The organism is Devosia marina, from assembly GCF_009758415.1.
Lineage (GTDB): Bacteria > Pseudomonadota > Alphaproteobacteria > Rhizobiales > Devosiaceae > Devosia > Devosia marina.
In genome coordinates this window covers 464,776-483,844 of the sequence record NZ_WQRF01000001.1, presented here as the reverse complement: position 1 = coordinate 483,844, position 19,069 = coordinate 464,776, and the positions used below count along the sequence as shown (strand labels likewise).

Sequence of the window (19,069 nt, the reverse complement as noted above, 5' to 3'; positions counted from 1 at the left end):
CCAAGAGAATGGTCGAAAATCGCCCCTGGCTCAGCTTTCTCACCCATCTGGTGCTGATTGTCGGCGTCGTTGTTGTCGTTTTCCCGGTCTACCTAGCCTTCATTGCCTCGACGCATGGCAGCGGGGACTTCATGCGCGGGCTCGTGCCCCTGCTGCCCGGCCCGCACATGCTGGAAAACTATGGCCGCATGCTCACTCAGGGCATCTCCACGGCCGGAGCGCCACCGGTGTCGATCATGCTGATGAATTCGACGATCATCGCCATTGTCATTGCCGTGGGCAAGATCGCCATCTCGCTGCTTTCGGCCTATGCGATCGTGTTCTTCAAGTTCCCGTTCCGGCTGCTGGCGTTCTGGATCATCTTCATCACCCTGATGCTGCCGGTCGAAGTGCGCATCATCCCCACTTTTGCGGTGGTGGCCAATCTGGGGCTACTCAATTCTTACGTGGGGCTAACGCTGCCACTGATCGCCTCAGCGACCGCCACGTTCCTGTTTCGCCAGTTCTTTTTGACCGTACCGGATGAGCTGATGGAGGCGGCGCGGGTAGATGGGGCGGGGCCCATGAAGTTCTTCCGAGACATCCTGTTGCCGCTCTCCCGCACCAATATCGCGGCTCTGTTCGTCATCCTCTTCATCTATGGCTGGGTGCAGTATCTCTGGCCGCTGCTGGTGACCACTGACAGCCGCTATTACACGGTGGTCATGGGCATCAAGCGCCTGGCGGCGACCGCTGATTCCGAACCCCTGTGGAACCTCGTCATGGCCTCCGTGATCCTGGCCATGCTGCCCCCCGTCCTTGTCGTCATTTTCATGCAGCGCCTGTTCGTCAAAGGCCTCGTGGATACGGAGAAATAAGCCATGGCCACGATCGACCTCATCGACCTCAAAAAGAACTACGGCAACGTCCAGGCCGTCAAAGGCGTCAATCTCACGGTTGCCGATGGCGAGCTAATCGTGCTCGTTGGCCCCTCAGGCTGCGGCAAGTCCACACTGCTGCGCATGGTGGCAGGCCTTGAAACCGTTACCTCGGGCCGCATCGAGATTGGCGGCAAGGATGTTGTGCGGGCCGAGCCGGCCGAGCGCGATATCGCAATGGTATTCCAGAACTACGCGCTTTATCCGCATATGAGCGTGCGCGGAAACCTCGAATATGGCCTGAAGAACCGCGGGACGCCGCGCGCGGAAATCGACCGTCGGGTGCAGGACGCTGCCGACATTCTCGAAATCGGACCGCTGCTCGAACGCAAGCCGCGCCAGCTTTCAGGCGGCCAGCGACAGCGCGTCGCCATGGGCCGCGCGATTGTGCGCGAACCGGCTGCGTTTCTGTTCGATGAACCCCTGTCCAATCTCGACGCCAAGCTGCGCGTGCAGATGCGGGTGGAAATCCGGCGCCTGCAACGCCGCCTCAAGACGACCAGCCTCTATGTGACGCACGACCAGCTCGAGGCCATGACCCTGGCCGACCGGTTGGTGGTGATGAATGGCGGCCTGGTCGAGCAGATCGGCACACCAATCGAGGTCTATGACCGACCGGCCACTCTGTTTGTCGCCGGCTTCATTGGCTCACCGCCTATGAACCTGATCCCGGCAGCCTCCCTCTCCGGCGGAGAGAATGCGGAGGCGCTGCAACTGGGTGCGGACACCGACATTGTCGGGTTACGGCCGGACCAACTCCATCTCGAGCGCCCTGAGGGGAACGCCCTGACACTCGCGGGCACGGTGGAATTGCTTGAGCCAGTCGGCGGCGAGAGCCATCTGCATGTGCAGATCCCCGGCACCGAGCAACCGATTATTCTCACGGTGCAGGGACGGCCGAAACTGGAGGAAGGCGACACCATCACGATCTATGCCCGCCCCGAGAATATCCACCCCTTCAACCAGCAAACGGGCTGGCGGACAGACGCCAGCTAGACCGCTGCAAGTAGAGGCACACTTGGACGCTCCAACACGCATCATGACAGTCGAAACCATGCCAGGCCCCAGACCAGACGCGGTGCAGGCCCATCGCGGCGCCTCGGCCCTCGCGCCGGAAAACACCATTGCTGCGTTCCGCAAGGCGGCCGAACAGGGGGCAAGATGGGTCGAGCTGGACGTTGCCCTATTGGGTGACGGAACCCTGGTGGTGATCCATGACGTTACGATCGACCGCACAACGTCAGGAAGCGGCTCTCTGAGTGACATGCGGCGCTCGGATCTGGATGGGCTGGATGCCGGAAGCTGGTTCGATGGCAGGTTTGCCGGAGAGCCGCTGCCAACCCTTGATGCGGTCATCGCGGAACTGGGCGCTCTTGGACTCAATGCCAATGTCGAGATCAAGCAGCACGCCCATCATCGTTCGCTGGATCAATTGGTGCAGACGGTGCAGACCGCGATCGCCCAGCGCGCGCCCCAGACCGAGATCATGATTTCCAGTTTCGATCCGGAGGCCCTCCGGGCCATGCACACGCTGGAACCGGAGCTGGAAATGGCCATGCTGTGGGGGCGTCCGCCCGAGGACTGGGAGGCGCAGCTGGCCACCATTCCGGCCCGCACAATTCACATGCATTTCAAGGCGCTGAGCATTGGCCTGCTGGAGGAGACCAGCAAGCGCGGCATCCAGGTGCGCGCCTGGACCTGCAACAATCCGGTGCAACTGGTTTCGTTCTGGGATGCCGGGCTGGCTGGCGTCATTACGGATGATCCGAGCCTGTTCCTCCCATAGCAAAGGGCGCCCCGGTCATGCTTTCGGACCGACAACGAGATATGTTGACGTTGATCGAGGCGGAAGGCGCTCAATATATTGAGCAACTCGCGGCGCGGTACGCGCTGACGACGCAGACGATCAGACGCGACATCAATGCCCTCTGCGACCTTGGCTATGCACGCCGGTTTCACGGCGGAGTAGATGTGCCGGTTGGGGCCCGCAATATCTCGGTCAACGCGCGCGCGGCCCTCAACAGCGATGCAAAGCAGCGCATTGCGCGCCGCGTTGCCGAGGCTATTCCGAATGGCTCCACCGTGTTTCTGGGTATTGGCACCACGGTGCAATTTGTGGCGACTGCCCTGCGTGACCATCAGAGCTTGCGGGTCGTCACCAATAACATGGACGTCGCCCTGACCTTGAGTGACACACCACAGATCGAGGTGCACATGACCGGGGGCATCATGCGCCACAATGACCGTGACGTCGTGGGCGCTGATGTGCTGCACTATTTCGACAAGTTTTACGCGTCGCACGCTGTGATCGGCGCGGGCGCGCTGAATGCCAGCAAGGGCATATTGGACTACAGCTACTCGGAAGCGCAAGTGACCATGAAGCTGGTGGAAAATGCCCGCCAGCAGTTTCTGGTTGCGGATATGAGCAAATGGTCGCGGGATGCGTCGGTGCGGGTGGTGCCGTTTTCGGACGTTTCGCATTTCTTTACCGACGCCCTGCCCGATCAGGATCGCGTGCACAAAAGTCTAGAGACGTCCGGCATCCGCGTCGAAATCTGCGGGGGCGATTTATGAGTTTTCGCGGCCCCTCCCCGCAGCCTGCCGAATTACGCGGCGTGCGCTACTTGTTCACTGATGTCGACGACACGCTGACAACCGGTGGACGCCTGCTGCCGCAAACCTTCCAGGCGCTGTGGGACCTGCACAATGCGGGGGTTTCCGTGATCCCGGTGACTGGTGGCTCTGCTGGCTGGTGCGAACATATGGTACGGGCCTGGCCGGTTGCCGCGGCGATCGGAGAGAGCGGCGCTTTCCTGATGACCACCAAAGGCAATACGGCGCAGATACAGTTCTGGGAGGACGAGGTGCTGCAGGCGCGGCGGCAGCAGCACCATCTCGAAGCCGTGCGTCCCCTATTGGGCGGGTTCCGCTTCGCCCACGACCAGAGGCTCAGGGTCGCCGATGTGGCCATAGACATTGTGGGCAAGGCACGATCGGACGTCGAAGAGCTGGCGCAGCGGATCCGGGAGATCGGCGGTACCGTGGCCGTAAGCTCGGTGCACATCAACACCTGGATTGGCGAGTACAATAAGCAGACCATGAGCGAGCGCCTGTTGGCCGAATGGGGCATTAGGGGCCAAGCGATCACGGACACGGTGAGCTTTGTGGGGGACTCGCGCAATGACGCGCCCATGTTCGCCATGGTGACCAAGTCCTTTGGCGTCGCCAACATCATCCCGGTTCTCGAATATCTCCCCGCCGCGCCGCGCTGGGTTTCCACCGGGGAGGCGGGCCTCGGCTTCGTAGACATAGCGCGAATAATCATTGCCTCCCGAAAGGCGTAGACACCCCGGCAGGAGTGCATGGGCCACACGCTCCCATGGCTTCGGCAGAATGTACGGGGTTACGGCAAAATTGAAGTTGCTCTTCTAACCGCCGTCCGTCAGCGGCCAGTACGGAGCGCAACTGACCGGGAAAAGTGCCCGTATTGTGCTTCGGTAAAATTCTGCACCCAAACGTTGGGGATCGACGCGGGCGCGGAATGCACTACACTTCCCTCGGAGGATGGGCGGCCACGGTTCTCGTTGGCCGGACAAGGAGGAAGAAAAGCATGGATCACGAAGAAGACCCCGGGCTCGATTTCATTGAGGGCTTTTCGCTGCTGGCCGGCGCCATATGGATTATTGGCGCACTGGTGCTTGGCGCGATGGTGATGATGGGGCTGGGTCGCGTCTAGACGCCGGGGGCCGGGCCGATTGCTCTGAAATCGTCGCTGCGCTCAAGACAGGCCGCGTAAAAGGCACCCAGGCGCGTATCGACTGCCAGCGCAGCGCGGCGACAGGAATCAAGGCTGCGGGCCGGATCGGCGCCTGCTCCTAGGGTGGCTATCAAGTCCCGATGGGCGGTTTCGAGGACGGCGAACGCCTCGCTCTGGCGCATAGTGCTGTCGCCGACCAGAATATGGACCGGTTCGCGGCCAGTCATGCCTTTGAGTTCGACAGCGCCTGCGGGCAATAGCGCCAGTTCGGCTGCCGCCGAGGCGGTGGTTTCGGTGACCAGTATGTCATAGCCGACCGCGCGGCAGCTGCCTTCGATGCGGCTGGCAACATTGACCGTGTCGCCGATGCAGGAATAGTCGAAGCGACGCTCAAACCCCATATTGCCGACCAGCGCGGGACCGGTGGCGATGCCAATGCCGATGGCAATGGGCTCGTTGCTCGCGGCGTTGAGCCGCTCTAGAGCCTCGCGCATGGACAAGGCTGCCAGGCAGGCGCGCGATGCATGGCGCTCGACATCGACCGGCGCATTCCAGAAGGCCATGATCGCATCGCCCATGAACTTGTCGATCGTTCCCTGTTCATTGACGATCGCCTGGCCCAGCGCCGCAAAGAGCCTGTTGAGGATCGCCACCAGCCTGGCTGGCGTGGTGCGTTCGGCCAGCGCCGAGAAGTTGCGCACATCAGAGAACATCACGGTCAATTCGCGCAAATCCCCGCCGAGTTTGAGCAGCCGTGCATCGGCCTCGATGCGGGTCAGCAAAGATGGCTCGACATAATGGGCGAAAGCCCTCCGGATGCGGCGGCGGTCGGCATCGGTGACGGCAAAGCGGAAAAAGGCCATGGCGGCATAGAGCAGCAGCGCGCCCAAGAGAGCAAAGCTGGGATCGATCAGCAGGCGCGGTTGGGCAAAGGCCCACCAGCTTGCAGCCAACAGCAGTCCGGCAATCAACAGCGAGACAACGAGGCCAACGACCGGACCCGTGATGATGACCGCCAGGACAATTAGCAGGCCCGCCACGGCAAAGACGATCATTTCCAGCCCGCCGACCCAATCGGCCCGGTCAAGGAAGGAGCCGGTCAGCATCTGCTCGATTATCTGGGCATGGATGGACACGCCCGGTACGGCCGTTCCCAATGCACTGGCGCGAATGTCGAGCAGGCCGCTGGCGGATGTGCCGACAAGAACAATGTGTCCGGCAATCTGTGGCGCAAGGTCACGATAGCCATCGACCAACAGTTCATGGGCTGGAACATAGATGTCTTCCGGCAGATGGCGATAATAGATCCAGATGTCACCGCTCGGCCCCGTTGGGACGGCGAAATCGCCGATGCGCAATTGCTCGACCGTTCCAGCCCCCGCGCTGTCGCCGATCACGACGAGCGTCGACACGCCCAGAGCCACCCGCAAGGCTTCGGCGGAAAGCGATGGCAGCACCGCGTCACCATTGCGCCAGAGCATGGGAAGGCGGCGCGCCACCCCTGCCCCGTCCCGGTCGAGGCTGGCCACGCCAAGACCACGCGCTGCTTCGGCCAGGATCGGCAAAGGCTGGGCCGCGCCGCCCAATTGCGGCACCTGCGCCAGAGGGTCATCGCCAGTCATCGCCAGCCCGGATTTCGGCTCCAGACCGGTAACCGTCGCGCGACCACTTTGGGCAAGGCTGAGAACAGTCGGGCCGGCGGAGAGCGCCACGGCAAATGTCGCGTCATAATCTTGGCTGCCCTCCACCCTGCCGGAGGGTGACAGGCGGTCCGGCTCGCTGAACAGCAGGTCGAACACGACAGCGGCTGCGCCCAGTTCAGTCAGGCGGTCGGATATATCCGCCATGGTTGATCTCGGCCAAGGCCATTGCCCTTGCGCGGCCAGAGAGGTCTCGTCAATGTCGATGATGCGAATGGGCAGGTCGGGCGGGGCCTCGCGCGGCCGCAATTGCTGGAACAGATCGAAGGTGGTCTCGCGCGCCACCTGTACTGGATATGGATCGGCAGCGCGCAACAGCGTCAGTCCGGCAATGACCAACAGGCCAAAGAATAGCGCCAGCCAGCCGCGCCTACCCATGCGCTAGTTGTACCCGCCGTCGGCCACGATGGGGCGGCCACGCACCTCGCGGCGGAAGTCACTGGGGGACGTTCCCGATATCTTGCGGAAAGCCTTGTTGAAGGCACTCAGCGAGCCAAAGCCACTGTCCATGGCGACCGCGAGCACGCTGGTCTCGTCGCGCATCAGCAGCGCCTGCGCATAGGAGAGGCGCATGAGATTGATGTAGTCGTTCAACGTCATGCCGGTGGATTTCTTGAATACGGTCATGGCGTATTTGGGATGAATGTCGGCCGCCACAGCGATATCAACCGAATCGATCTCTTCGCGGAAATTGTCCGCGATAAAATCGCAGATGCGCACCACGATGGGGGACGTATGCTGATCCAGTCCGCCATCGTCAGACACCGGCCCGGTTTCGGGCAGCAGGCGATAGGGCGAGAAGCGCAGCCGCTCGATGCGCAAAAGGAGTTCGTCGACGGCCAGGCTGGCCTTCATCGGATCGCCGGAGCGGGCATAGTTGACCCAGCGCTCAAAGTTGACGGGGTCAGCTGCGTCGGTCGCATTGGACAACAGCGTCGCCCCCTGCATCAGCCGCGCCTGAACGTCCGCTGGCAGACGGAGCCGAAAAAAATGTACCAGCGGCAGATGCCCACCGGCATAGACAAGATCCTCAGAGGCATCATCGAGCCGATGGGGTTGCCCACCCCAGAACAGGGCAAAATCCCCCGCCTCGAAGCGCGCTTCATGCCCGGCCATGTGGTAGTGCGCCCAGCCGCGCACGACATAGTTGACCTCGACCTGCGCGTGCCAATGGTCCGCCCGCATCAGGCGTGGCGTGGTATGAAACATCTGAAGCGCCGTCGGCAGGCGTTCGACGCCATTGGGACGAGGCTCGTAAAAAAGGCCAGTATCCATCTTACTTTCCGCCCGGTCCGCCTACCCGAAATCGGGGTATGCCACTTGCGGGCGCGCTAACTTAGAAATCACTTGGCGCAAGAGCAATTGAAAAGCTTGTCTTTGGACAGGCCGTTCGCGCCTGCCGGGCAACGAGCCGGCAAGAATTTTTGGATTGAGCATCGGGACCCTCCGAAAATGGCGATTTAGCTGATGCTCTGGTGAGGAAGACTACATGACCGACAAGAAAATCCGCTGGGGCATCATTGGTCCGGGCAGCATTGCAAAGGCCTTTCGTGGCGGCCTGAACGACAGCCAGCACGGCGTGCTGGCGGCCATTGCGACGCGCAATCCGGACCGGCCGGGCCTGCAGGAGTCCTTCCCCGAGGCGCGCATCGTGCACGGGTATGAGGCGCTGCTGGCGGACAAGGAGATCGACGCGGTCTATATCGCTGTGCCCCATACCGGCCACGCCGAATGGGCGGTCAAGGCAGCCCAGGCCGGCAAGCATGTGCTGGTTGAGAAGCCGCTTGCGCTGTCCGCTCATGAGGCAGACGCGGTGTTCCATGCCCACCGCAAGGCCGGCACCTTCGCGGGCGAGGCTTTCATGTATCGCGTCCACCCGCAGGCGGCAAAGCTGATCGAATTGATCCAGTCCGGAGTCATCGGCGAGGTGCGGATGATCCAGTCGAGCTTTGGCTTTTCGATGGGCAAGTTTCAGCCCGAGCATCGGTTGTTTGCTTCCGCGCTGGCCGGTGGCGGCATCATGGATGTCGGCTGCTACCCGGTCTCGATGGCGCGGCTGATTGCCGGAGCGGCGATGGGCAAGCCCTTTGCCGACCCGGTAAAGGTCTCCGGCGCTGCCACGCTCAATGCCGAAGGCACGGACGACTGGGCCGCGGCGATGCTCAGCTTCGAGAACGGCATCGTGGCGCAGGTCAGTTGTGCGGTGATGGCTAATCTCGACAATGTCCTGCGGATTCACGGCTCGGATGGGCGCATCGAGGTCCCCGATTTCTGGTTCGCCAATGGCGACCGCGACCAGGGACTTGGCCGCATCGACATCATCAAAGGTGGCCAGACCGACACCTTCAGCGTCGCGGCAGAACCGCATCTCTATTCCTATGAGGCGGAAGCCGCCTCGCTGGCCATTCTCGCAGGCAAGACCGAATTCGATGCGCCCGGAATGAGCTGGAACGACACGCTGGGCAATCTTCGGGTGCTGGACAAATGGCGGTCCGATGCCGGTATCGAATTTTCGGTCGAGAAGTCCGTCAATCGCGTCCACACACTGGACAACCGCCCGCTTGGCGCCAATCAGGGCATCATCCCCAAGCGTAGCATTCCGGGTCTGGAGAAGCAGGCTTCGGCCGTGGCGCTGGGTTTTGAGGACTTCAAGACTTTTTCGTCTGGCGCGATCCTGCTGGACGCCTTCTGGGAGAAGGGCGGCAATATCTTCGATACCGCCTTCATCTATGGCGGTGGATACACAGAAAAACTCTGGGGCGAGTGGCAGAGGCGGAGCGGCGTGCGTGAGCAGGCGGCGCTGATCGGCAAGGGCGCACATTCCCCGCTCGTCTATCCAGATGTAATCGCCAAACAGCTTACCCAGTCGCTCGACCGGCTGCAGACCGATTATGTCGACATCTATTTCATGCACCGCGACAATCTCGATGTGCCGGTGGGCGAATTCGTCGATGCCATGGATGCAGAGGTGAAGGCCGGCCGCATTCGCGGGCCCTATGGCGGGTCGAACTGGACTAAGGAGCGTATGGACGAGGCGATCGCCTATGCCAGGGCCAATGGCAAGACGGCCCCGCAGGCGCTGAGCAACAACTTTGCCCTGGCCGAAATGCTCGACCCGATCTGGGCTGGATGCGTCACCGCGGCGACACCGGACTTCAAAGAGTGGCTGATCGACAGGCAGGTGACCAATTTCTCCTGGTCAAGCCAGGCGCGCGGCTTCTTCACCGACTTTGCCGGCCGGGACAAGCGCGACAATGAGGAACTGGTGCGCTGCTGGTACAATGACCAGAATTTCGGCCGCCGCGACCGGGCGATCGCATTGGGCAAGGAGCTCGGCCATTCGCCGATCCATATCGCGCTGGCCTATGTGCTGGCGCAACCCTTCCCCAGCGTGCCGCTGATCGGACCGCGCCGGTTGATCGAGCTGGAAGACAGCCTCAAGGCCTTCGAAATCAAGCTGACGCCCGAGCAGGTGCGCTGGCTGGAACAAGGCTGAGAAACGAGAAAGGCCCCGGAACGATCCGGGGCCTTTGTTCAGCCGTCGGCGAATTGGGCAATGGGCGTGGTTTTGGCGAGGTGGACCATGCGCAATGCGGCCAGCCAGGCCAGCACGGCAAAGCCAACGGCCATGAAAAACAAGGGAACGATGGCGACAAGGATTTCGGCTTCGCCACTGGCCTGGGCATAGCCTGCCGCGTTGGCGGCGACACCGGCCAGAGCCGCGCCCAGCGCATTTCCTGCGGACTGGGTGGTCGGCAGCAGGGCCGATGTGCGATCCCGCTCTGCGTCGGTGCAGGCTTCCATGATGGTGAGCATGATGTAGCCGTTGGAGATGCCAAACCCCATGCCGATGGCGAACTGGCCGGCGACCAGAACCGGTAGCTGACTGGTTTCCAATGCGAAAAGGACCGCGAGCAGGCCGAGCGCCAAAAGGACTGGACCAGTGCGGATCAGGATGCGCCGTGTCGCGCGCTTGCGCACATTCGCGACGGTGACGGACGAGCAGCTCCAGCCAATGGCCATGACCGCGCCAAGGGCCGAAGCCAGGGTCGGGCCATATCCCCAAAGCTGCTGCAACAGCAAAACCAGGTAAACCGCCGTGGCCGCTCCGGCGATTGGCATCAGCAGGAAGAGCCAGAGGCCCGAACCAACGGCGGTCCGGAGCGAAAACGCGTCTGGCGGCATCAGGCGCTCTGTGCTGCGCCGGTCCATCCATACGGCGGCCACCAGGGCAATGGCCGCGCCCAGCAGGAGCAGAGCCGCTGGTGCAGGCGGAGCGATGGCCGCGAGGGCCACCAGCATGGTGCCAGCGCCAATGGCGGCCAAACGCAAGCCGGGAAAGCCCGATGACCCGGCGATTCTTTGACTGGCAGGCACCACCAGGAGCACCATGACCCCGAAAATCAGCACCAGCGGCACGTTGACGAGAAAGGCGGCACGCCAGGAAACCAACTCTGTCAGCGCTCCTGCTCCGGCGGGACCACCAAAGGCGGCAACGGCCCAGACAACGGCCTGCATGCCGAAGACCTTGGGCACCAGGCGGCTGGGAAACAGTTCGGGAATAAGCGCAAAGCAGATGGCCGCAACGACACCTTCGCCAAAACCCTGGACGGCGCGTCCTACCAGCACTTGTGGCATTGCTCCGGAGCTTGCTGCGATCAGCGTGCCCACCAGAAAGACGCTGGCCAGCCCGATAAGCGCCACGCGGGAACCGAGTCGCCGCTTTATAAGTGCCGCGGCGGCACCGCCGACAATGGCAAAGACCAGATAGAGCGTGGTGGCCCAGGAAATCACCTCGATGCCGCCCAGCTCTTGGACCGCAGAGGGCAATGCTGTGGCCGAGAGGAAGACGTTGAAGGCAAAGAGCGAGACGCCTAGTGCCAGGATCGTGGTGACCGAGAGGTAGCGAGGCCCAAAAATCTCGGCCCACCGGCCGTCGACTGTGTCGGACATGACGGGATTCCAATTAAACAAGATTTCTCTTGTTTAATTTGATTTTTGGCGGTTGCCAACAGCATTGTGGGCCGCGTCGGTCAGGCGGGGAATTGCGCGCGCGCCCAGGCGAGAATGTCAGCGCTGGACATGGCGCCCGACACACGGCCCACCTCCATGCCCTTGTCGAACAGGATCATGGTTGGGATGCCGCGAATGCCGATGCGGCTGGAGAATTCCTGGTTCTGATCTGAGTTGAGCTTGAGGAAGCGCATTTCAGGCTGGGCCTGTTTCGCGGCGGCCTCGAACTGTGGTCCCATGATCCGGCACGGGCCGCACCAGGGCGCCCAGACATCGACCAATATTGGCAGTGAGGAACGCTTGATCTGCCGATTCAGGTTCTGCCCTGTCACCTCGGCTGGTCCATCCCCGAACAGAGGCTGGCCGCAACTACCGCATTTTCCGGCAAGCGCATTGCGGCCGTCAGGCAATCGGTTTGTGGCCCCGCACTGGGCGCAGACAATGTGTTGCATCTTAAGACCTGCTATCGATCGGCGGATTTGCCGGTATCGAGCTCATCACCATCGCCCTACCCCGCCAATATCATATAGGAGGGGAGCCAGCGAATTCACGCTGTTTACCGCAGCGCCAAAGGCGACACCTTGATAAGCGTCATTCGGCAGACAGATTCTTGCGAACAAATTTTTCCTGTTGTTCGGGAAATGCGCACAGTTACACCCTTGTGCTTACTTGCGCCCGGCGCCCCCTTGCCCTAGATGTGGCGATGCAGGTTCGCCTGCATTGTTCTCAGGGCGGGGTGTAATTCCCCACCGGCGGTAAAGGCAGCGATGCCAAGCCCGCGAGCGCTCCCAAGGAACGGGAGGTCAGCAGATCCGGTGTAACTCCGGAGCCGACGGTCATAGTCCGGATGAAAGAGAACGGGACCAAACGCCTTTGCCGGCGTGCGCGGTTATTTGGCCGCGCCCATTCTGGCATGTCGTTTCCCGTAACCCTGAGGAAACTGGTTACGGAAAGGACGACAGATGAGCCAGATTTCCTCTGCTTCACATAGCGCCGCAACGTCGGGTGCCCTCTTCATGCTGGTGGCGAGTATCGCCTTTGCCGGCACCAATACGCTGCAATCGATTTTGCCCACGCCGCTCGAGTATGGCGGCTTCGGCATGAGTTCTACCGGCATGGCCTTCTGGCAATATCTGATTGCCTCGGTTCTGGCCTTGCCGCTGATCCTGAGGATCGGTCTCTCCAACCTCAAGACCCGCCACCCGTTTGCCCATGAAGTTCGCGCCTTTGTCTCGGCGCTGGGCGTGCATGTGTTTGTCTACGGCTTCGCCTCGGGCGTGCCGATCTGGCAAATGGTGACATTGCTGGCGACCGGACCGCTTTTCATTGTCCTGGGCTCTACCCTGTTTCTTGGTGAGCGCGCCTCGAGCGCGCGGATCGCGGCCGCGCTGGCTGGATTTGTCGGTGCCATTATCGTTTCGGGCGTTGGTACCGAAAGCCTTGGCTGGCAGGCCCTGATTCCGATCACTGCCGCCGCACTTTGGGCCGGCACCGACGTTCTGACCAAATATCTGACACGTCAGGGCGAGAGCCCGGAAACGCTGACAGTTTCCCTTCTGGTGCTGATGACACCCAACCATCTGGCGATCCTGCTGGTGGCCAATGCGCTCTCCGGCGTTCTGCCCACGGCCATGGCGCCCGGCTTCCCGTTCGCCCTGCCCGACATGACCGGCATTTGGCTGTTGCTGCTGCTCGGCGCCCTCACCGCGGCGGCGCAATATGTGCTGGCCTTCGCCTACCGGGCTGCCGATGCGGTCTATCTGCAGCCCTTCGGCGATCTGAAAGTGCCATTAAGCGGCCTGGTCGGCTGGGTTGCCCTTGGCCAGGTGCCTTCGGTCTGGTTCTGGCCCGGCGCCGCCTTGATCGTGGGCGCTTCGGTGTTCATCTACTGGATCGAAAACCGCCAGGAACCTGCCACGCTGCAACCAGCATAGGTGCTTTCAAGACGACCAAAGGGGCAGGACGGACGACCGTCCTGCCCTTTCTATTGCAGGGCGCGGCAATTTGTTCCAAAAGTGGAATGGGCATTCCATGAGGATCAGATGACCGGCCAGCTTCCGCCACGCGACTTCGACAGCCTGCGTGCCGCCATTGTCGAGATGCGCGCAACCTTGCCCAAGCGGTTGATGCAGGTGGCCAGCTATGCCCTGGAGCGCCCCGACGACATGGCCTTTGGGACAACAGCCAGTATCGCGCAGGCCGCTCAGGTTCAGCCCTCAACCCTGGTGCGCTTTGCACAGAATTTTGGATTTGACGGCTTTTCGGGCCTGCAGCAATTGTTCCGGGAGCGGCTGAAAGAGCGCAACGGCAGTTATGAGGACCGGTTGCGCCATCTCGAAGCGGGTGGCATGGCGGAAACCGAAGGTGTTGCCATTCTTAACGGCTTTGTGGCAGCCGGCCATGACAGCCTGGACGCGCTGGCCGACACAATTGACGCTGCAGCGCTAGAGCGGGCCATCAGCATCCTGGCGCGCGCCGAGACCATCTACCTGATTGCACGGCGCCGCAGTTTTCCCATCGTCACATATATGTCCTATGCCTTTGGCAAGCTGAAAGTGCCCTGCCGCTTGGTCAGCACGGCCATCGGCAATGACGATGATCTGTTGGCTCAGGCCACCGCGGCTGACGCCGCTTTTGCAGTCAGCTTTTCGCCCTATGCCGCCGAAAGCGCCGCCCAGGCACGGGCGCTGAACGAAAGGGGCATTGCAGTGGTTGGCTTAACCGACTCGGCGCTTTCCCCGCTCGCAGCAAGTGCTGAAGTCTGGTTTGAACTGATCGAGTCTGACCATGCCGGCTTTCGCTCGCTTTCGGCCAGCATGGCCTTGGCCATGGCGCTGACCGTGGGCGTTGCAGAGCGGCGCCGGCAAGCCTGACGCAGTCGAGGCCGACATTTCATGAATAGAACAAACATTCCATCTTGAGATTTTGCGGAACTTGTGTTTCATTGACAGGGTCACCGCAACGGAGTTCTCGCCTTGTCGCTCGCCACTGACCAGATCCTGAATCGTCCGCTCGATGTCATCACCATTGGGCGCGCTTCGGTAGACCTCTATGGGCAGCAGATCGGGACACGACTTGAGGACATTGGGAGCTTTGCCAAATCCGTCGGTGGATGCCCCACAAACATCGCGGTCGGCACGGCCCGCCTGGGTCTCAGGTCAGCGCTGATTACCCGGGTTGGCAATGAACAAATGGGGCGTTTCATACGCGAACAGCTCGTGCGAGAAGGGGTGGAAACAAGCGGGATTGTGACCGACTCCGAACGCCTGACGGCACTCGTTCTGCTGTCGGTAGAGAACGACAATTCCTTTCCCTTGATCTTTTATCGCGACAATTGCGCCGATGCGGCGCTCGACGAGAGCGATGTCGACCCCGACTTCATCCGCTCGGCGCGCGCCGTGCTGGTAACGGGCACCCATTTTGCCCAGCCGCACAGCGACAAGGCGCAGCGTAAGGCCATGCGCATCGCGCGGGAGAGTGGCGCCAAGGTCGTTTTTGATATCGATTATCGTCCAAACCTCTGGGGTCTTGCCGGGCATGACGCGGGGGACAGTCGCTACATCGCCTCCGATACGGTGTCGGCCCATCTTAAGACTGTGCTGCCCGAATGCGATTTGATCGTGGGTACCGAAGAGGAGGTCCTCATTGCCTCCGGTGCCGACGATCTTAAAACTGCGCTCAGGACGATCCGGGCCCTGTCCTCCGCCGTGATCGTCCTGAAGCGCGGCCCTATGGGCTGTATTGTCTATGACGGGGCCATTCCCAACGATCTCGAAGAGGGGATCGTGGGCAAAGGGTTTCCCATCGAGGTCTACAATGTGCTCGGCGCGGGGGACGCCTTCATGAGCGGATTCTTGCGCGGATGGCTGCGTGGCGAGAGCCACCAGACCAGTGCAACATGGGCCAATGCCTGCGGAGCCTTTGCGGTCAGCCGCCTGCTCTGCGCGCCGGAGATCCCCACCTGGGACGAGCTGCAGTATTTTCTGGAGCGGGGCAGCCCCGAAAAAGCCCTGCGCAAGGATGAAGCAATCAACCACGTGCACTGGGCCACGACCCGTCGACGGGATATCCCCCAATTGATGGCGCTGGCCATTGACCATCGTAGTCAGCTCGAAGACATGGCAGGGGGAGATGCGCAGAAGCTGGCGCGCCTGCCAGACTTCAAGGTCTTGGCGGTCAAGGCGGCAGAACAGGTCGCCAATGGGCGCGATGGTTTTGGTATGCTGCTCGATGACAAATATGGACGAGATGCGCTCTATGCCGCAGGTGCGCTGCCCAGTTTCTGGATCGCCAAGCCCATCGAGTTGCCGGGGTCGCGGCCACTACAGTTCGAGTTTACGCAGGATCTCGGATCTCGGCTGGTGGAATGGCCGGTGGATCATTGCATCAAGGTGCTATGCTTTTTCCACCCCGATGACCCCAAGGACCTCCGAGATGAACAGATCGCCAAGTTGCGCTCGGCCTTCGATGCGGCGCGCAAAGTGGGGCGGGAGCTGCTGGTTGAGATCATTGCCAGCAAGCATGGTGAGTTGCGAGATGACACGCTGGCGCGGGCACTGACCGAGATTTACGATGCCGGTATCAAGCCAGACTGGTGGAAGCTTGAGCCGCAAAAGACTGAGGTGGCCTGGGGAGCCATTGATGGTGTCATCGAAACGCGCGACCCTTACTGTCGTGGCGTGGTGATGCTGGGCCTCGACGCACCGCAGGATGAACTGGCCGCTGGCTTCGCAGCCGCCAAGACGTCGAGGAGCGTCAAGGGATTTGCCGTGGGACGGACGATCTTCGGTGAGGTCGCGCGTGACTGGCTGGATAACAAGATGAGCGACGAAGAGGCCGTAGCCGAGATGGCGAAACGGTTCGGCGCGCTGGTGGAGATTTGGGAGCGGCCATGAGCCAGAATACAGTTCGATTGACGATGGCCCAGGCCGTGGCGCGTTTCCTGAGCGTGCAGAAGACGGTTATCGATGGCGAGACCGTGCCGATCTTCGGCGGCGTCTGGGCCATTTTCGGGCACGGCAATGTGGCCGGGGTCGGCGAAGCGCTGCATGGCATCAAGGACGCGTTGCCGACCTATCGTGGCCAGAATGAACAGAGCATGGCACACGCTGCCATCGCCTATGCCAAGGCCAATTTCCGGCGCCGCTTCATGGCCTGCACCAGTTCCATCGGGCCCGGCGCGCTCAATATGGTAACGGCGGCCGCGCTGGCGCATGTCAACCGCATCCCAGTGCTGCTGCTGCCCGGCGACGTTTTCGCCAATCGCCTGCCGGACCCGGTGTTGCAGCAGGTGGAGAATTTCGGCGATGGCACGATATCGGCCAATGACTGCTTCAAGCCGGTGAGCCGCTATTTCGACCGCATCACGCGGCCCGAACAGATCATGCCGGCGCTGCGGCGGGCCATGCAGATTCTGACTGACCCTGCCGAATGCGGGCCGGTGACACTGAGCCTCTGCCAGGACGTGCAGGCGGAGGCCTACGACTATCCGGAGAGTTTTTTTGCCGAGAAGGTCTGGGTGCCGCGCCGCATCATGCCGGATGCCGACGAGTTCGCGACGGCAGCGGCCGCGCTGAAACTGGCGAAGAAGCCAGTGATCATCGCCGGTGGCGGCGTGCTCTACTCACAGGCCAGCGAGAGTCTGGCGGCCTTTGCCGAGGAACACGGCATTCCCGTGATGGAAACACAGGCGGGAAAAAGCGCCCTGCCCCATGACCACCAACTCAATATGGGCAGCGTTGGCGTGACCGGCACATCGGCGTCCAATGCGCTGGCAGAAGAGGCCGACGTGGTGCTGGCCGTGGGCACGCGGCTGCAGGACTTCACAACCGGGTCGTGGGCGCTGTTCAAGAACGAGGACCTCAAAATCATCGGCCTTAACGTCCAGGCGTTCGACGCCATGAAACACAATGCGCTACCCATGGTAGCTGACGCGCGTGTGGGGCTGGAAGCTTTGGACGCGGCCCTTTTGGGTTGGCAGGTTGATTCCGCCTGGACCAGCAAAGCCTTGCGTGAAAAGGAAGATTGGCTGGGCGCGGCAGACGCGGCGCTAGCGGCATCGAATGTGGAACTGCCCTCGGATGCCCAGGTCATCGGCGCAGTACAGCGGGGCCGGGACAGGGCCACCCTGGTGTGTGCTGCCGGCGGCCTGCCGGGCGAGCTGCACAAGCTGTGGCGGGCCGATGCGCCGGGCAGCTACCATCTCGAATATGGCTTTTCGACCATGGGGTACGAGATTGCTGCCGGGCTTGGCGTGGCGCTGGCAAAGCCGGATGCGGACACCATCGTGATGGTGGGCGACGGCTCCTATCTGATGATGAATTCGGAAATCGTCAGCGCCGTGATGCTGGGCGTCAAACTGACCATCGTGGTGCTCGACAATTCCGGCTATGGCTGCATCAACAGGCTGCAAATGGCCACCGGCGGGGCAAACTTCAACAATCTGTTCCGCGACACCCGCCACCAGACCATGCCCAATGTCGACTTTGCCGCCCATTCTGCATCGATGGGGGCCAATGCGAAGAAAGTCGCTTCGCTGGCCGAACTGGAAACCGCGCTCAAAGAGAGCAAGGACCATGCAGGCGTGTCAGTTTTCGTGATCGACACCGACCCGCTGATCACCACCGATGAGGGTGGCCACTGGTGGGATGTGGCAGTGCCCGAAGTCAGCACGCGCCCCCAGGTCAATGCGGCGCGGGACGCCTATGTGAAGGCGCTCAAGGCGCAGCGGGCCGGGTAGGAGAACAAAATGAAAGCCAAGCTTGGCATGTCGCCCATTGCGTGGTGGAACGACGATCTGGTCGAACTGAGCGACGATGTTTCGCTCGAAGAGTGCCTGCGGCAGTCCCGTTCGGCCGGGTTTACCGGTATGGAAAAGGGGCGTCGCTTTCCCGATGATCCCGAGGTGATGCTGCCCATCCTCAAGGCGGCCGACGTGACGCTGTGCGGCGGTTGGTTCTCCGGCACGCTGGTGGACGAAGACCTGTCCGTCAACAAGGACCGCATCGCGCCAATGATCGAGTTGTTCAAGGCGGTCGATGCGCCCTGCATTGTCTATGGTGAGGTGGGCCGCTCGATCCAGGGCAAGCGCAACGTGCCGCTGGCGCAGAAGCCAAGGCTTTCGGATGACGAAATGATGGCCTATGCGCGCAAGGTCACCACGTTTGGCGAATGGTGCGCCGAGCAGGGCATGCCGCTGAGCTATCACCACCATATGGGCGCCGTGGTCGAGACCGAAACCGAACTTGACGCCTTCATGGCCGCGTCCGGCCCAGGCATTCCGTTGCTGCTTGATGCTGGGCATCTGGTCTTTGCCGGCGGCGATGTCCTACGGGCCATCGACAGGCACCACGCACGCATCAACCATGTGCATGTCAAGGACATCCGGCAGGATGTGGTCGACAAGTTAGATCGGACGCGGCAGAGTTTTCTTGATGCGGTCGCGCTCGGTGCGTTCACCGTGCCAGGAGACGGATCTCTCGACTTTGGAGCCATAGTGCAGCGATTGGCCGATCATGGCTATGAAGGCTGGTTCGTGGTCGAGGCCGAACAGGACCCAGTACAAAACCCGCCGCTGAAAATGGCGCAGGTGGGGCATGCCGAATTGATGCGCGTGATGAGCGCCGCCGGTTATACCGTCGACACCCAAGGCTTCCCAAAAGAGTGAGTCTTTTGAAGGGGCT

16 protein-coding genes and 1 riboswitch are annotated in these 19,069 nt (G+C 61.7%); of the genes, 12 read left to right on the top strand and 4 right to left on the bottom strand.

Annotated elements, in window-relative coordinates; genetic code table 11:
- Positions 1–8 precede the first annotated feature (8 nt).
- The 6 genes from ugpE (at position 9) to GO014_RS19330 (ending at position 4,653) form a co-directional block, all read left to right on the top strand.
- Entirely contained in the window at positions 9–857 is an 849-nt protein-coding gene (gene ugpE / locus GO014_RS02240; protein WP_116590737.1) for a sn-glycerol-3-phosphate ABC transporter permease UgpE, read from the top strand.
- 3 nt (positions 858–860) lie between these two features.
- Positions 861–1,913 carry a sn-glycerol-3-phosphate import ATP-binding protein UgpC gene (locus GO014_RS02235; protein ID WP_157288945.1) on the top strand — a complete coding sequence of 351 codons (1,053 nt, stop codon included), beginning with the start codon at positions 861–863 and terminating at the stop codon, positions 1,911–1,913.
- Between the two features lie 40 nt (positions 1,914–1,953).
- The gene (locus GO014_RS02230; RefSeq protein WP_425482061.1) at positions 1,954–2,703 is read left to right on the top strand and encodes a glycerophosphoryl diester phosphodiesterase; all 750 of its coding nucleotides are present in this window, start codon (positions 1,954–1,956) and stop codon (positions 2,701–2,703) included.
- Positions 2,704–2,744: 41 nt separating this feature from the next.
- Positions 2,745–3,491 (top strand): DeoR/GlpR family DNA-binding transcription regulator, encoded by a 747-nt coding sequence (locus GO014_RS02225; RefSeq protein ID WP_246204351.1) that lies wholly within the window; start codon positions 2,745–2,747, stop codon positions 3,489–3,491.
- Positions 3,488–4,261, top strand: coding sequence for an HAD family hydrolase (locus GO014_RS02220; protein ID WP_157288943.1), 774 nt, complete (start codon positions 3,488–3,490; stop codon positions 4,259–4,261). The genes GO014_RS02225 and GO014_RS02220 overlap by 4 nt, the downstream gene beginning before the upstream one ends.
- Before the next feature lie 266 nt (positions 4,262–4,527).
- Positions 4,528–4,653 carry a hypothetical protein gene (locus GO014_RS19330; protein ID WP_281261859.1) on the top strand — a complete coding sequence of 42 codons (126 nt, stop codon included), beginning with the start codon at positions 4,528–4,530 and terminating at the stop codon, positions 4,651–4,653.
- Here GO014_RS19330 and GO014_RS02215 read toward each other — a convergent pair.
- Both GO014_RS02215 and GO014_RS02210 read right to left on the bottom strand, forming a co-directional pair.
- Positions 4,650–6,752: a CHASE2 domain-containing protein gene (locus GO014_RS02215; protein ID WP_157288942.1), complete on the bottom strand. Its 2,103-nt coding sequence runs from the start codon at positions 6,750–6,752 to the stop codon at positions 4,650–4,652. The two genes, GO014_RS19330 and GO014_RS02215, sit on opposite strands and share 4 nt — an antisense overlap.
- Positions 6,753–6,755: 3 nt before the next feature.
- Positions 6,756–7,649: a helix-turn-helix domain-containing protein gene (locus GO014_RS02210; RefSeq protein ID WP_157288941.1), complete on the bottom strand. Its 894-nt coding sequence runs from the start codon at positions 7,647–7,649 to the stop codon at positions 6,756–6,758.
- 214 nt (positions 7,650–7,863) lie between these two features.
- Between GO014_RS02210 and GO014_RS02205 the strand changes: the two genes are divergently transcribed.
- Entirely contained in the window at positions 7,864–9,870 is a 2,007-nt protein-coding gene (locus GO014_RS02205; RefSeq protein WP_157288940.1) for an aldo/keto reductase, read from the top strand.
- A gap of 38 nt (positions 9,871–9,908) precedes the next feature.
- On the opposite strand, the gene GO014_RS02200 is transcribed toward GO014_RS02205, so the two are convergent.
- Together GO014_RS02200 and trxC are read right to left on the bottom strand one after the other, a co-directional pair.
- Positions 9,909–11,327 (bottom strand): MFS transporter, encoded by a 1,419-nt coding sequence (locus GO014_RS02200; RefSeq protein ID WP_157288939.1) that lies wholly within the window; start codon positions 11,325–11,327, stop codon positions 9,909–9,911.
- 80 nt (positions 11,328–11,407) lie between these two features.
- The gene (trxC, locus tag GO014_RS02195; RefSeq protein ID WP_157288938.1) at positions 11,408–11,839 is read right to left on the bottom strand and encodes a thioredoxin TrxC; all 432 of its coding nucleotides are present in this window, start codon (positions 11,837–11,839) and stop codon (positions 11,408–11,410) included.
- 266 nt (positions 11,840–12,105) lie between these two features.
- Positions 12,106–12,250: riboswitch (FMN riboswitch) on the top strand.
- Positions 12,251–12,349: 99 nt separating this feature from the next.
- On the opposite strand from trxC, the gene GO014_RS02190 reads away from it, so the two are divergent.
- From GO014_RS02190 to iolE, 5 genes are all read left to right on the top strand, one after another.
- Positions 12,350–13,321 (top strand): DMT family transporter, encoded by a 972-nt coding sequence (locus tag GO014_RS02190; RefSeq protein ID WP_157288937.1) that lies wholly within the window; start codon positions 12,350–12,352, stop codon positions 13,319–13,321.
- Positions 13,322–13,429: 108 nt separating this feature from the next.
- A complete protein-coding gene (locus GO014_RS02185; RefSeq protein ID WP_157288936.1) occupies positions 13,430–14,260 on the top strand; it encodes a MurR/RpiR family transcriptional regulator in 831 nt (276 codons plus the stop codon).
- A gap of 102 nt (positions 14,261–14,362) precedes the next feature.
- A complete protein-coding gene (locus GO014_RS02180) occupies positions 14,363–16,282 on the top strand; it encodes a bifunctional 5-dehydro-2-deoxygluconokinase/5-dehydro-2-deoxyphosphogluconate aldolase (protein ID WP_157288935.1) in 1,920 nt (639 codons plus the stop codon).
- Positions 16,279–18,126, top strand: a complete 1,848-nt coding sequence (gene iolD, locus GO014_RS02175) for a 3D-(3,5/4)-trihydroxycyclohexane-1,2-dione acylhydrolase (decyclizing) (RefSeq protein ID WP_157288934.1) — start codon at positions 16,279–16,281, stop codon at positions 18,124–18,126. Before GO014_RS02180 ends, iolD begins: the two co-directional genes overlap by 4 nt.
- A gap of 9 nt (positions 18,127–18,135) precedes the next feature.
- On the top strand, positions 18,136–19,053 hold the full coding sequence (gene iolE / locus GO014_RS02170; RefSeq protein WP_157288933.1) for a myo-inosose-2 dehydratase: 918 nt from the start codon (positions 18,136–18,138) through the stop codon (positions 19,051–19,053).
- Positions 19,054–19,069 lie beyond the last annotated feature (16 nt).